Genomic DNA, 12,638 nt, shown 5'->3' with positions numbered 1-12,638 from the left:
CAGTGGCGCGCGACAACGCCGCCGACAACGCTCGCCTGCCGGCGATACGCAGGACGCAGACAAAAAAACACCCGGCAGTGCCGGGTGTCTTCTTACTTATAGATGGCGTCCCCACGGGGATTCGAACCCCGGTCGCCACCGTGAAAGGGTGATGTCCTAGGCCTCTAGACGATGGGGACGCTGATTGACGATGTCGCTTTTGCGGACAGGCCTGGTGTCCGAAAAAGTTGGTGGAGCCAGCCGGGATCGAACCGGCGACCTCTTGCATGCCATGCAAGCGCTCTCCCAGCTGAGCTATGGCCCCACGTGTACTGGCAGAAGCGGAATCTTACCCGATTCCTGTGGAATGTACAAATCCCGGACAAAAAAAGTCCGGCAGCGCCGGACTTCAGATTGCTTGCGAATAAAAATGGCGTCCCCACGGGGATTCGAACCCCGGTCGCCACCGTGAAAGGGTGATGTCCTAGGCCTCTAGACGATGGGGACGCTGATAAACGATAACGCTTTTGCGGACAGGCCTAGTGCCCGGAAAAGTTGGTGGAGCCAGCCGGGATCGAACCGGCGACCTCTTGCATGCCATGCAAGCGCTCTCCCAGCTGAGCTATGGCCCCACGTGTGCTGCGAGGAGCGGAATATTAGCGATGGCGTGCTGCGTGCGCAAGCGTTTTTTGAAGTTTTTTCAACGCCGCGGAGCGTGCGATTCGACGATCGGCTGGCGCAAGCGCCGAGCGCATGCGTCCATCGCATCGCAGCCCTTCCCTTCGATCGCCAGCAGCCAGGCAATACCGGCGCGCATGACCAGACAGCCGGTCCGGCAGCGGAGTACCGCATCGCACATCGCGCGCCAAGTAGATGTGTCACGCGAACGGCGTATCGGCGTCCCGCGAGCGTTCGCGTACGCGGCGCCGTGGGCCGAGGCACTGCGGGCAACCCGGCCTCGGTGAGAGCGGACGGATGCCCTGCTCGCCTCCCCAAGCGCAGACGACCGGCACCAATCCTTCCAGAAGCTGTCGTGTCGATGCGGTCGTCGTGGCCAGTGCCAGGGGCGCAAGCGCAGGTCTGTGCAGAGCACCCACGACCACTCGCGCAAAAAACAAACGGCAGCCGAAGCTGCCGTAGGTCCTGGTGCCGAAGGTGGGACTCGAACCCACACGCTTTTAAGGGCGGCGGATTTTGAGTCCGCTGCGTCTACCGATTCCGCCACTTCGGCGCGGCCGCGAAGTATAGCCGACCGCAACGGAGTGCGACAGGGGTAAACCCTTCATCTTCGTTGGGATCCCGATCCAACCGGGGCCATCGTGGCTGCCGCTATAATTTCCGTTCCCAAACCTTAACGAGCAAGCGATGTCGGCATTGCGGGGCCTGCGTATCCTGGTGGTCGAGAACGACGAAATGAACGCCACGCTGCTGGAGCTGCAGCTTGCCCAAGCCGGCGCCGCGGTGATCGGCCCTGCCGAGTCGGTGCGGCAGGCGCTGGCGCTGATCGAGCAGGAGCGGCCGGATCGGGCGGTGCTCGATTTCCGTCTGGCCGCCGGCGAGACCAGCGAAGCGGTCGCGCGGATGCTGACCGAGCATGCGATCCCGTATGTACTGGCCACCGGCGTGGCCGCCGAATCGCTCCCGCCCGGCTTCGCTGCCGGCGTGGTGCTGACCAAGCCCTACCTGTCGGAACAGCTGATCAAGGCGCTGGGCGATGCTCACGCGAAAATGACCGCTCGACCTTGACAATCCCCGATCGGGAGCCTGCCGTGCAGGGATCGATTCGAGGGACATCGCCATCAACGCTCATGACCGCAAACCCCCTCCTGTCTGGCTGCCTGCCAACAGCGTCGCGGGAGCGTTGCTGCGCGCCATCGACTGGTCCGGCCACGAACTGGGCCCGCTCCAGGCATGGCCGCAGAGTCTGCGTTCGGCACTGTCGATCTGCCTGAGTTCGCGCTTTCCCATGGCGATCCGCTGGGGCGCGCGGATGATCAATCTTTACAACGACGCCTACATCCCGATCCTGGGGATGCGCCACCCCTTCGCCTTCGGGCGCGCGGCAGCCGAGGTGTGGCCCGACGTGTGGCCGGCGGTTTCCGCGCAGGCCGAACAGGTGATGGCGACCGGCGAGTCGACCTGGAACGAGCACGTGCCCTTCGTGATGCTGCGCAACGGCTACAGCGAAGAGGTGTATTTCACCTTTTCCTACAGCCCCCTGTTCGACGACCACGGCGGCATCGGCGGCGTGCTGTGCGTATGCACCGAGGACACGGCGCAGATCAAGCTGGAACGCGAGCGCGATGCGTTGCTGAAGGCGCTGGACGCGCAGCGCACGCAGATGGCCGACGCGTTCGAGCAATCGCCGGCGGCGCTGGCGATCCTGCGCGGCCCGGACTATGTGGTCGAAAACGTCAATCGGCGCTACCAGCAGTTGGTCGGGCCGCGCGAGGTCGTCGGCAAATCGCTGGCCGAGGCGATCCCGGAGATCCAGCAGCAGGGTTTCATCCGCCTGCTCGACAACGTGCGTGCCAGCGGCCTGCCCTTCACCGGCGAGTCGATGACCTTCAACCTGCGCCGCACGCCGCACGAGACGGTCTCCGAGACCACGCTGGAGTGCGTGTACCAGCCGATGCGCGACGCCGAAGGCAAGGTCACCGGGGTGCTGGTGCACGGCATCGACCGCACCGAGCAGGCGCGCGCGCAGGCCCACGACAGCTTTCTGTTGATGCTCGAGGACGCGCTGCAGAACCTGGACAGCGCCGAGGCCATCTGCGAGACCGGGGCCGCGCTGCTCGGCCGGCATCTGCAGGCCAACCGCTGCGCGTACGCGATCGTCGATGCCGACGAGGACGCCTTCCAGGTGCGTGCCGACTATGTCGACGGCACCGCGCATCTGACCGGGCGCTCGCGCTTCAGCGATTTCGGCAGCGACCTGCTGGAATGCATGCGCGAGAACCGGCCATGGGTGGTGCAGGACAGCCAGACCTATTCGCCGCCGCCGCACTTCGACAATCCCGGCTACCGGCGCCTGGGCATGCGCGCGTTGCTGAGCGCGCCCCTGCACAAGGCCGGCCGCCTGGTGGCCGTGGTCGGCGTGCACCAATTGCGGCCGCGGGTGTGGACCTCGGCGGAGATCGAGCTGGTGCGGCTGGTCGCGGCGCGCTGTTGGGAATCGATGGAGCGCGCCAGTGCGCAGTCGGACCTGGCGCGCAGCGAGGCGCGCCTGCGCGAGTTGGCCGATGCGATGCCGCAGATCGTGTTCACCGCCACGCCCGACGGCGACGTCGACTACTTCAACCGGCGCTGGTACGAGTACACCGGCCTGCCGGCCGGCGAATCCGGCTACGACAGCTGGCGCAGGGTGCATACCGAGGACGGCCTGGCGCGGGCGATGCAGGCCTGGCCGGCTGCGGTGCGCAGCGGCCAGCCGTACGAGATCGAATACCCGCTGCGCCGCCATGACGGCAGCTATCGCTGGCATCTGGGCCGCGCGCTTCCGATCCGCGATGGCGACGGCCGGATCGTGCGCTGGATCGGCACCAATACCGACATCCACGACCGCCGCGTGGTCGAGCAGCGCCTGCAGGAAAGCGAACTGCGCTTCCGCAACCTGTGCGACAACGCGCCGGTGCTGATCTGGATGGCCAACGCCGATGGCGATTGCGAATACGTCAGCCGCCAGTGGTATCTGTTCACCGGACAGACCGAACAGGAAGCGATGGGCTCGGGCTGGATGGAGAAGATCCACCCCGACGATGCCGCCGCGGTCGGGCGTACGCTGGCCCGCGCCGCCGCCGATCGCCGCGACTTCACCATCGAATACCGGCTGCGCCGCCACGACGGCGAGTACCGTTGGTGCGTGGACACCGCCTCGCCGCGCTTCAGCTCGTCGGGCCAGTTCCTGGGCTTCATCGGCTCGCTGCTGGATATCGCCGAGCGCAAGCGCATCGAGAACGCCACCGCCGCCGAGCGTGCGGCGTTGGAGATGATCACCACCGGCAAGCCGCTGACGGCGGTGCTGGAAGCGATCGCGCGCGGCATCGAGGCGCAGAGCGATGTGGGCCTGCGCTGCACCATCATGCTGGTCGACGAACACCGCCAGTGCCTGCTGGAAGGCGCCGCGCCGAGCATGCCCGCCGCGTTCCGCAAGATGGCGCACCGCCTGCCGATCGGCGAGCACAGCGGTTGCTGCGGCCGCGCCGCGTTCCTGCGCAGGCAAGTCCTGTGCAGCGACGTGCGGGTGGACCCGAACTGGCGGGAGTATCTGGTCGCGGCCACCGAAGCGGACATCGTGGCCTGCTGCTCCACCCCGATCCTGGCCAGCGACGGCCAGGTACTGGGCGTGGTCGCGCTGTACCACCCGTTCGTGCACTACCCCACCGTGCACGAGCAGGACCTGGCGCGCTCGGCCTCGCACCTGGCCGGCATCATCATCGAACGCCGCGAAACCGATCAGCGCCTGCAACAGCTGCTCGCCGCCGAGCAGAGCGCGCGCGGCGAGGCCGAGCGCGCCAGCCGCATGAAGGACGAATTCCTGGCCACGCTGAGCCACGAACTGCGTACCCCGCTCAACGCGATCCTCGGCTGGTCGCGGCTGATGCAGGGCGAGGCGGTACGCGAGAAAGACCTGAGCCGGGGCCTGGAAGTGATCGAACGCAGCGCCCATGCGCAGGCGCAGATCATCGACGACCTGCTGGACATGAGCGCGATCCTGTCCGGCAAGGTGCGGCTGGAGGCCAGCGAACTGGATCTGTGCGCGCTGGTCGGCGAGGCGATCGATGCGGCGCGGCCCGGTGCCGAGAGCAAAGGTATCGACATCGCCCTGACCCCGTGCAGCGACGCCCCCGTGCTGCCCTACCTCGGCGACGCGGTGCGCCTGCAGCAGGTGCTGACCAACCTGATCGGCAATGCGATCAAGTTCACCCCCAGCGCGGGCAAGATCACGGTGACGCTCGACAACAGCACCACCCATCTGCGCGTCAGCGTCAGCGACAGCGGCGTCGGTATCGATCCGCTGTTCCTGCCGCATGTGTTCGACCGGTTTCGCCAGGCCGACGCCAGCAGCACGCGCAGCGCCGGCGGACTGGGCCTGGGCCTGGCGATCGCCAAGCAATTGACCGAAATGCACCACGGCCAGCTGTCGGTCAGCAGCGAAGGCATCGGCATGGGCGCCACCTTCACCCTGTTGCTGCCGCGCAACGATCTGCAGGGCATGGGGCCGGCGCGGCGCAACGACGGCGCGGCGATCGCCGCGGCCGCGCTGCAACGCGGCGGGGTCCGCCTGAACGGCGTGCGCGTGCTGGTCGTCGACGACGACATGGACTCGCGCGGCGTGACCCAGCGCTTCCTGCAGGAAGCCGGCGCGGTGGTCGAGGCCGCGGTCTCCGCCGACGATGCCGAGTCGCTGCTGCGCGAGCGCCCCTACGACCTGCTGGTCAGCGACGTGGGCATGCCGCGCCGCGACGGGCACAGCCTGATCCGCAGCGTGCGCGCGCGCGGCGCCGGCGCGGTCAGCCGCATTCCGGCGATCGCGCTGACCGCGTATGTGCGCGGCGAGGACCGCTCGCTGGCCCTGGAGGCCGGCTTCAACGCGCACCTGGGCAAGCCGGTGGACCCGACCAAGCTGATCGCATTGGCCGCTTCGCTGACCCAGCCGCAGGTCGCCGCCGAACCGGACCCGAACGCCGCCGCCGAGCCGGCCTGAGCCGACATCGCGCCGCGGGGTGGGATGCGTGCCGCGGCCAGGCCGGCGGCACGCCCAGGACTCAGTTGCGCTTGGCGCGGGCGAACGCGTCGGCCAGGGCGCTGTTCAGCGGCGGCGGCGCCGGCGTGCGCGGCTTGCCGTTGCCGCCACCGTTGCCGCCAGTGCCGCCGCGCGCATCGCGCTCGCGGCGCGGCGCGCCTGGCGCAGGACGCGCGCCGGCATCGCGCTCGCCGCCACGCACCGATGCCGCTGCCGGCGCATCGTCCAGGCGCCGGGTCAGCGCGATGCGCTTGCGCGCCACGTCCACTTCCAGCACCTTGACCTTGACGATGTCGCCGGCCTTGACCACGTCGCGCGGATCCTTGACGTAGCTGTCGGACAAGGCCGAGATGTGCACCAGGCCATCCTGGTGCACGCCGATGTCGACGAAGGCGCCGAACGCGGCCACGTTGCTGACCACGCCTTCCAGCACCATGCCCGGCTTGAGGTCCTTGATGTCCTCCACCCCGTCGGCGAAGCGCGCGGCCTTGAATTCCGGGCGCGGATCGCGGCCCGGCTTCTCCAGTTCCTTGAGGATGTCGCGCACGGTCGGCACGCCGAACTTCTCGTCGGTGAACTGGTCCGGCTTGAGCGCGCGCAGGAAACCGCCGTCGCCGATCAGCGCCTTGATCGGCTTGCCGGTGGCGCCGACGATGCGCTCCACCACCGGATACGCTTCCGGGTGCACCGCCGAGGCGTCCAGCGGCTCGTCGCCATCGGCGATGCGCAGGAAGCCGGCGCATTGCTCGAAGGTCTTGTCCCCGAGCCGCGGCACCTTCAGCAGATCCTTGCGGCGCTTGAACGGGCCATTGTCGTCGCGGTGGCGCACGATGTTCTCGGCCACGCTGGCCGACAGCCCGGACACGCGCGACAGCAGCGCCGCCGAGGCGGTGTTGACGTGGACGCCGACCGCGTTGACACAGTCCTCCACGCGCGCGTCCAGCGCCCGCGCTAGCCGGTACTGGTCCACGTCGTGCTGGTACTGGCCCACGCCGATCGCCTTCGGCTCGATCTTGACCAGCTCGGCCAGCGGGTCCTGCAGGCGCCGCGCGATCGACACCGCGCCGCGCAGCGACACGTCCAGCTGCGGGAACTCCCTGGCCGCGAACTCGGACGCCGAATACACCGACGCGCCGGCCTCGCTGACCACGATCTTCTCCAGCGTCAGCTGCGGGTTCTGCTTGATCAGGTCGGCGGCGAGCTTGTCGGTCTCGCGGCTGGCGGTGCCGTTGCCGATCGCGATCAGTTCCACGCCATGCTGCGTGCACAGCTGCCGCAGCGTGTGCAGCGACTGGTCCCACTGCCTGCGCGGCTCGTGCGGATAGATGGTATCGGTGGCCAGCAGCTTGCCGGTGGCGTCGACCACCGCGATCTTGCAACCGGTGCGGATACCCGGATCCAGGCCCAGGGTCACCCGCGCGCCGGCCGGCGCGGCCAGCATCAGGTCCTGCAGGTTGTCGCCGAACACCGCGATCGCCTCGGCCTCGGCCTTCTCGCGCGCCTGGTTGAACAGGTCCAGCAGCAGGTGCATGTGCAGCTTGGCGCGCCAGGTCAGGCGGCATGCGTCGAGCAGCCAGCGGTCGCCCGGGCGGCCCTGGTTGGCGATGCCGGCGCGCAGCGCGACGCGGCCCTCGGCGTACTGGTGGCCGGCCTCGGCATCGCTGCCCGGGTCCAGCTCCAGGTACACGATCTCTTCGCGGCGCGCGCGGAACAGCGCCAGCAAGCGGTGCGAGGGAATCTTGGCCAGCGCCTCGGCGTGGTCGAAGTAGTCGCGGTACTTGGCGCCTTCCTGCTCCTTGCCTTCGGCCACGCGCGCGCGGATCACGCCGACATCGGCGAGCCAGCCACGCAGTTCGCCGACCAGCGCCGCGTCCTCGCCCCAGCGCTCCATCAGGATCGCGCGCGCGCCTTCCAATGCCGCCTTGACGTCGGCCACGCCCTTGTCGGCATCGACGAAGCCGGCGGCGAAACTGTCCGGTGTCAGCGACGGATCGCCCAGCAGGCCATCGGCCAGCGGCTCCAGGCCGGCTTCGCGCGCGATCTGCGCACGCGTGCGGCGCTTGGGCTTGTACGGCAGGTACAGGTCTTCCAGCCGCGACTTGGTATCGGCGGCGACGATCTCCGCGCGCAGTTCGGCGCTGAGTTTGCCCTGTTCGTCGATGCTGGCCAGTACCGCGGCGCGGCGGTCTTCCAGCTCGCGCAGATAGGTCAGGCGGGTTTCCAGGTTGCGCAGCTGGGTGTCGTCGAGGCCGCCGGTGACTTCCTTGCGGTAGCGCGCGATGAACGGGACGCTGGCGCCTTCGTCGAGCAAGGCGATGGCCGCGCGGGCCTGCGCCGGCTGCGCGCCGATCTCGGCGGCGATGGTGTTGGCGATCTGCTGGGCGAGCTGAGTGTCGTGCATTGCGTCCGGCCGGAGCCGCCTTGCGGAAAACCGCTATTTTCGCAGCGCCCGCGCCGCCGGGGAACCCGTTGACAGCGACGCGCCGACCTGTCGGCATCGGTCCTGCCCCGATCAGCTCACGCCGGTGGGGCCGTCCAGCACGATGCGCACCTTGCGGATCAGCTCCTGGCGGTTGTAGGGCTTGGACAACACCTCGAATTCGGTGCCGCCGGCGTCGGTACGTTCCAGCGAGGTCTCGGCGTAGCCGGTGGTCAGCAGCACCTTGATCTTGGGCCGGCGCCGCCGCACTTCGCGCGCCAGCATCACCCCGTTGAGCCCGCCGGGCATGATCAGGTCCGAATACAGCAGGTCCACCTGCAAGCCGTTGTCGACCAGTTCCAGCGCTTCGCGCGCGTTGTGCACGACGTGGGTGGCGTAGCCCTGGTCCTCCAGGAACAGCCGCGCCAGCTCGGCGATGTCCGGCCGGTCCTCCACGATCAGGATCGTCTCGTTGCCCTGCCGGTCGGAGGCGCGGCGGGCGCGCGCGTCGCGCGGCGCCGGGTTCTCGACGTTGTCGTCGATCGGGAAGTACAGCCGCACCGTGGTGCCGTGACCCTCTTCCGAATACAGCCGCACCGCACCGCCGGACTGCTTGGCGAAGCCGTACACCATCGACAGGCCCAGGCCGGTGCCCTTGCCCTCTTCCTTGGTGGTGAAGAACGGATCCAGCACCCGCGCCAGCACTTCCGGCGGCATGCCGCTGCCGTTGTCGGTGACCGACACGCAGACATAGTGGCCGGGCAGCAGATTGTCGTAGGTGGTGGGCTCGTCGGCGCGGATGGAGACGTTGCGGGTCTGGATCACCAGGCGCGGCGCGGGCTGCTCGGCCATCGCATCGCGCGCGTTGATCAGGATGTTCAGCAGCGCCACTTCGGCCTGGGTCGGATCGATCCGACAGTTGCGCAGCTCCAGCGCCAGGTCCAGCGAGAAGCCGATGCCGTGGCCCAGCGTCCGCTCGGCCACGTCGCTCATGCCGGCGACCAGCGCGTTGAGGTTGAGCACGCGCCCTTCCAGTTTCTGCTTGCGCGCGAACGCCAGCAACTGCTGGGTCAGCCGCGCGGCCTGGCCGGCGGCATCGCGCGCGCGCTGCACGCTCTTGCGCAAGCGCGACGGATCCAGCGGCTCGCGCTCCACCGCATGCTCGATCAATTCCAGATAGCCGGACATGACCTGCAACAGGTTGTTGAAGTCGTGCGCGATGCCGCCGGTCAGCTGGCCCAGCGCTTCCATCTTCTGCGCCTGGCGCAATGCGTCTTCGGTATCGCGGCGACGGCTGACGTCCAGCTGCGAGCCGAAGAAATAGACCAGCTCGCCATGCTCGTTGTAGACCGGCGAGATGAACAGCGCGTTCCAGAAACTGGAACCGTCCTTGCGGTAGTTGAGAATCTCCACGGCCACTTCGTTGCGCGCGGCGATGGCGTCGCGCACGCTGTCCACGGTGTCGCGATCGGTATCGGGTCCCTGCAGGAAACGGCAGTTGTTGCCGAGCAGCTCTTCGCTGCTGTAGCCGGTCATGTCCACGAACGCGCGATTGACGAACACGATCGGATTGTCCGCCTGCCGCGGATCGGTGACGATCATCGGCATGCGCGTGGTTTCCACGGCGGCGAAGAAGATGTCGCTACGGTGCTCGGACAGATCGGCCGTGGTGCTTTCGTGGACAGTGACGCGCGGCAAATTGCTGGAGTCAGGTGCGGGCATGGTCGAGAAAAGATCGATGCGAACCGCTGCTGGCCCTGCTAGGCGGGCGACCACACCGGGGTTCGCATGCCGGCGTCAACGCGAGTAGTACTGGTGCAAGCGTTCCACCACGATCTCCTCCTGCAGCGATTCCAGCGCCATGATCCGGACCCGGCGATCGCTCAGCGCGAGAACGCGCTCGACATAGATCTCCGGCCCCTCGTCGGTTTCTTTCATCGATTTGCTGAAGCCGTAAGGCATCACGCCCTTCTGGCCATCCTTGCTGCCACCGATATACAGAACGACCGACATGACACTTCCTCTGCTGGGAATTCGTGGAACTGGCGCGCAGCCTACACAGCGCATCGTGAGGACTTTCTCCACGCAGGTTAATCGCGGCTGTTTGCCCGCACATGACTTACGCCGGCCTCACGCCGGTTTAACCGAATCTGAGCGTTAGTCGCGCACCTCCCACCGCAATCGACATGTATGGATCTCAAGAGCGGCTACCCCTTCTGGTCGATACGCAACGGCCTGATGCAGAGCTTTCCGCAGTTGCGCAGCGACCTGCGCTGCGACGTGGCGATCGTCGGCGGCGGCATCACCGCGGCCCTGATCGCCGACGAACTGATCGCGCATGGCCATGACATCGCGGTGCTGGAGCAACGCGACATCGGCTGGGGCAGCACCGCGGCCAGCACCGCGCTGCTGCAATACGAGATCGACACGCACATGCTCGACCTGGCCAGGCGCTATGGCGAAGACGCCGCCGCCCTCGCCTACGGCGCCTGCGCGCAGGCGCTGGAGCAACTGCGATCGCTGGTGCGGCCGCTGCGCGACGTCGACTTCGGCTGGAACGACAGCCTGTACTACGCCAGCCGCCGTCGCCACGTGCGCGTGCTGCAGCAGGAACTGCAGTTACGTGCGCGCCACGGCCTGGACGTGGAATGGCTGGATGCGCAGGCATTGCGTGCCGCGTACGGCGTCGAAGCGCACGGTGCGATCCTCAGCCACCAGGCCGCGCGCGTCGACCCCTACCGCCTGACCTACCGCCTGCTCGGCCGCGCGCTCAAGCGCGGCGCCGGCGTCTACGACCGCACCCGCATCGCGCATATCGCGGTGAACAGCCGCGGCGCCACGCTGCGCACCGACCAGGGCGTGCAGGTGCGTGCCGGCCACGTGGTGATGGCCGCCGGCTATGCCAGCCAGGGCTGGCTGGACCAGCGCGTGGCCAAGAACCGCAGCAGCTACGCCTTCGTCAGCGATCCGCTGGACGCCGCGCAGCTCGGCGCGCTGCAGGACACGATGGTGTGGGAAAGCGCACGCCCCTATCTGTACCTGCGCAGCACCGGCAACGGCCGCATCGTCGCCGGTGGCGAGGACGACAGCGTGGACATTCCCGCGCGCCGCGATGCACGCGTGGACAGCAAGGCGCGCACGCTGTGCCGCAAGATCGCCAAGGCGATGCCGGGGCTGGAACTGCAGCCGACCTTCGCCTGGGCCGGCACCTTCGCCGAGACCGCCGATGGCCTGCCGTTCTTCGGCCCGCACCCGCAACACGGGCCGCGCATGCAGTTCGCGATGGCCTATGGCGGCAACGGCATCACCTACAGCATGCTCGGCGCCGGCCTGCTGCGCGCGCAGATCGAGCGCCGCGCGCATCCGCTCAAGCGATTGTTCGGCTTCGGCCGGCTCGACTGAGCCTCAGCGCCGTCCCGGCCACCAGCCGCGGCCGCGCAAGGCGTAGCGGTCGGCGGCGCGTTCGAACGGGTTGCGTACGCCGACCCCGCCGCAGGCGAAGTACACCGGCAGGAACAAGGGACCGAGCAGCAGATATTGCAGCACGTGGGCGCGCTCGTGGTCGCCCAGGCGCACGTTCGGATGCTGGCAGCGGCCGGCGGCATGTTCGTAGGTGGCGCAGGCCACGTCCAGGTCGTCGGCGCTGACCAGGATCACGGTGCCGAGCGTCAACGCGCCGCGCGGTCCCCAGGGGAAGCGGTCGAACACCAGCGCCAGCTCGCGCCGGCTGATCCGCAAACGCGCGCCGAACGGCATGCCGGCTACTCCGGCGATCAGCCCGAGCAGTGTGTTGGGCGAGGTCCACAGCGCCCCCAGCGCGAAACCGACCAGGCGCAGCGCAGCCAGCGCCGGCCGCGTCAATCGGCTTCGTTGGGAATCAGCAGCCACAGGATCAGGTAGACCAGGATGCCGGGGAACGCGGCCGAGACGATCGAGCCGACCACGTAGACCACGCGCAGCAGCGTCGCGCTCCAGCCGAAGCGGTGCGCGATGCCGCCGATCACACCGGCGAGCATGCGGTCGTTGAGCGAACGCGACAGCGTTGCGGTGGGCTGGGACATGGCGGCGGCTCCTGCGGCGAAGGCGCGCTCAGTCTGGGCGCGGTGGCGCGGATGCGGCGTGACGGCGCAGCGCGGCCAGCTGCTGTGCGAACCAGTTCGCCGCGTCCTGCTCCGCCTGGCCCGGACAGGCCACCCGGTAGGCCTTGCCGCTGCTACTGCTGCGGCTGGCGCCGCGCTCGATGAATTGCTCCGCGCTGGCGGCCAGGTCGCGTTCGCGCAGGTAGTCGTACTTGCGCTGCAGATGCGCCCTGGCCTCCGCCGCCGGATACCAACTGCCGTTGCGCTGGAACCTGCACGGCGAGGCCTGCAGCGCCGCCAGCAGCGCCTGGATCTCGCGCTCGGCGGCCGGCGGCGGCGCGGCGACGGCGGCCATCGCGCAGGCACAGGCCAGGCCCAACGCGATCAGCCGCACGCCGAGCCGGCGCGAGGATGG

9 protein-coding genes and 5 tRNA genes are annotated in these 12,638 nt (G+C 68.5%); 3 read left to right on the top strand and 11 right to left on the bottom strand.

Annotation, left to right across the window (positions count from 1 at the left end; translation table 11 throughout):
- Nucleotides 1-103: 103 nt before the first annotated feature.
- From NRY95_10840 to NRY95_10820, 5 genes are all read right to left on the bottom strand, one after another.
- Nucleotides 104-179 (bottom strand) — tRNA-Glu (locus NRY95_10840).
- A 49-nt stretch (nt 180-228) separates the two neighbouring features.
- A tRNA-Ala gene (locus tag NRY95_10835) sits at nt 229-304 on the bottom strand.
- Nucleotides 305-410: 106 nt separating this feature from the next.
- Nucleotides 411-486: transfer RNA gene (locus tag NRY95_10830), tRNA-Glu, on the bottom strand.
- A 49-nt stretch (nt 487-535) separates the two neighbouring features.
- Nucleotides 536-611, bottom strand: a tRNA-Ala gene (locus NRY95_10825).
- Nucleotides 612-1,123: 512 nt separating this feature from the next.
- Nucleotides 1,124-1,210 (bottom strand) — tRNA-Leu (locus tag NRY95_10820).
- Between the two features lie 134 nt (nt 1,211-1,344).
- Here NRY95_10820 and NRY95_10815 point away from each other — a divergent pair.
- Both NRY95_10815 and NRY95_10810 read left to right on the top strand, forming a co-directional pair.
- On the top strand, nt 1,345-1,725 hold the full coding sequence (locus NRY95_10815; protein ID UYC18404.1) for a response regulator: 381 nt from the start codon (nt 1,345-1,347) through the stop codon (nt 1,723-1,725).
- A gap of 220 nt (nt 1,726-1,945) precedes the next feature.
- On the top strand, nt 1,946-5,686 hold the full coding sequence (locus NRY95_10810) for a PAS domain-containing protein (protein ID UYC18403.1): 3,741 nt from the start codon (nt 1,946-1,948) through the stop codon (nt 5,684-5,686).
- A 61-nt stretch (nt 5,687-5,747) separates the two neighbouring features.
- Here the strand turns inward: NRY95_10810 and NRY95_10805 are convergent, their stop codons facing one another.
- The 3 genes from NRY95_10805 to NRY95_10795 form a co-directional block, all read right to left on the bottom strand.
- Entirely contained in the window at nt 5,748-8,126 is a 2,379-nt protein-coding gene (locus NRY95_10805) for an RNA-binding transcriptional accessory protein (protein ID UYC18402.1), read from the bottom strand.
- A 111-nt stretch (nt 8,127-8,237) separates the two neighbouring features.
- The gene (locus NRY95_10800; protein ID UYC18401.1) at nt 8,238-9,866 is read right to left on the bottom strand and encodes a histidine kinase famiy protein; all 1,629 of its coding nucleotides are present in this window, start codon (nt 9,864-9,866) and stop codon (nt 8,238-8,240) included.
- A 75-nt stretch (nt 9,867-9,941) separates the two neighbouring features.
- Nucleotides 9,942-10,157 (bottom strand): hypothetical protein, encoded by a 216-nt coding sequence (locus tag NRY95_10795; GenBank protein ID UYC18400.1) that lies wholly within the window; start codon nt 10,155-10,157, stop codon nt 9,942-9,944.
- Nucleotides 10,158-10,334: 177 nt separating this feature from the next.
- Between NRY95_10795 and NRY95_10790 the strand changes: the two genes are divergently transcribed.
- Nucleotides 10,335-11,546 carry an FAD-binding oxidoreductase gene (locus NRY95_10790; protein ID UYC18399.1) on the top strand — a complete coding sequence of 404 codons (1,212 nt, stop codon included), beginning with the start codon at nt 10,335-10,337 and terminating at the stop codon, nt 11,544-11,546.
- Between the two features lie 3 nt (nt 11,547-11,549).
- Here NRY95_10790 and NRY95_10785 read toward each other — a convergent pair whose 3' ends face one another.
- From NRY95_10785 to NRY95_10775, 3 genes are all read right to left on the bottom strand, one after another.
- Entirely contained in the window at nt 11,550-11,900 is a 351-nt protein-coding gene (locus tag NRY95_10785) for a hypothetical protein (GenBank protein UYC18563.1), read from the bottom strand.
- Nucleotides 11,901-12,001: 101 nt separating this feature from the next.
- Entirely contained in the window at nt 12,002-12,205 is a 204-nt protein-coding gene (locus tag NRY95_10780; protein ID UYC18398.1) for a PspC domain-containing protein, read from the bottom strand.
- Nucleotides 12,206-12,233: 28 nt separating this feature from the next.
- Nucleotides 12,234-12,578 (bottom strand): DUF5329 domain-containing protein, encoded by a 345-nt coding sequence (locus NRY95_10775; GenBank protein UYC18562.1) that lies wholly within the window; start codon nt 12,576-12,578, stop codon nt 12,234-12,236.
- Nucleotides 12,579-12,638: the final 60 nt, after the last annotated feature.

The sequence above is a fragment of the Xanthomonas campestris pv. phormiicola genome, from assembly GCA_025666215.1.
GTDB lineage: Bacteria > Pseudomonadota > Gammaproteobacteria > Xanthomonadales > Xanthomonadaceae > Xanthomonas_A > Xanthomonas_A campestris_A.
The sequence above is the reverse complement of the archived record's forward strand: the minus strand, read 5'-3'. Positions and strand labels throughout refer to the sequence as shown.

Excerpts from the sequence above, each read along its gene's own strand:
- NRY95_10815 (UYC18404.1), top strand. The coding sequence starts at position 1,345 with ATGTCGGCATTGCGGGGCCTGCGTATCCTGGTGGTCGAGAACGACGAA.
- NRY95_10810 (UYC18403.1), top strand. The coding sequence starts at position 1,946 with ATGGCGATCCGCTGGGGCGCGCGGATGATCAATCTTTACAACGACGCC.
- NRY95_10805 (UYC18402.1), bottom strand. The coding sequence starts at position 8,126 with ATGCACGACACTCAGCTCGCCCAGCAGATCGCCAACACCATCGCCGCC.
- NRY95_10800 (UYC18401.1), bottom strand. The coding sequence starts at position 9,866 with ATGCCCGCACCTGACTCCAGCAATTTGCCGCGCGTCACTGTCCACGAA.
- NRY95_10795 (UYC18400.1), bottom strand. The coding sequence starts at position 10,157 with ATGTCGGTCGTTCTGTATATCGGTGGCAGCAAGGATGGCCAGAAGGGC.
- NRY95_10790 (UYC18399.1), top strand. The coding sequence starts at position 10,335 with ATGGATCTCAAGAGCGGCTACCCCTTCTGGTCGATACGCAACGGCCTG.
- NRY95_10785 (UYC18563.1), bottom strand. The coding sequence starts at position 11,900 with ATGCCGTTCGGCGCGCGTTTGCGGATCAGCCGGCGCGAGCTGGCGCTG.
- NRY95_10780 (UYC18398.1), bottom strand. The coding sequence starts at position 12,205 with ATGTCCCAGCCCACCGCAACGCTGTCGCGTTCGCTCAACGACCGCATG.
- NRY95_10775 (UYC18562.1), bottom strand. The coding sequence starts at position 12,578 with ATGGCCGCCGTCGCCGCGCCGCCGCCGGCCGCCGAGCGCGAGATCCAG.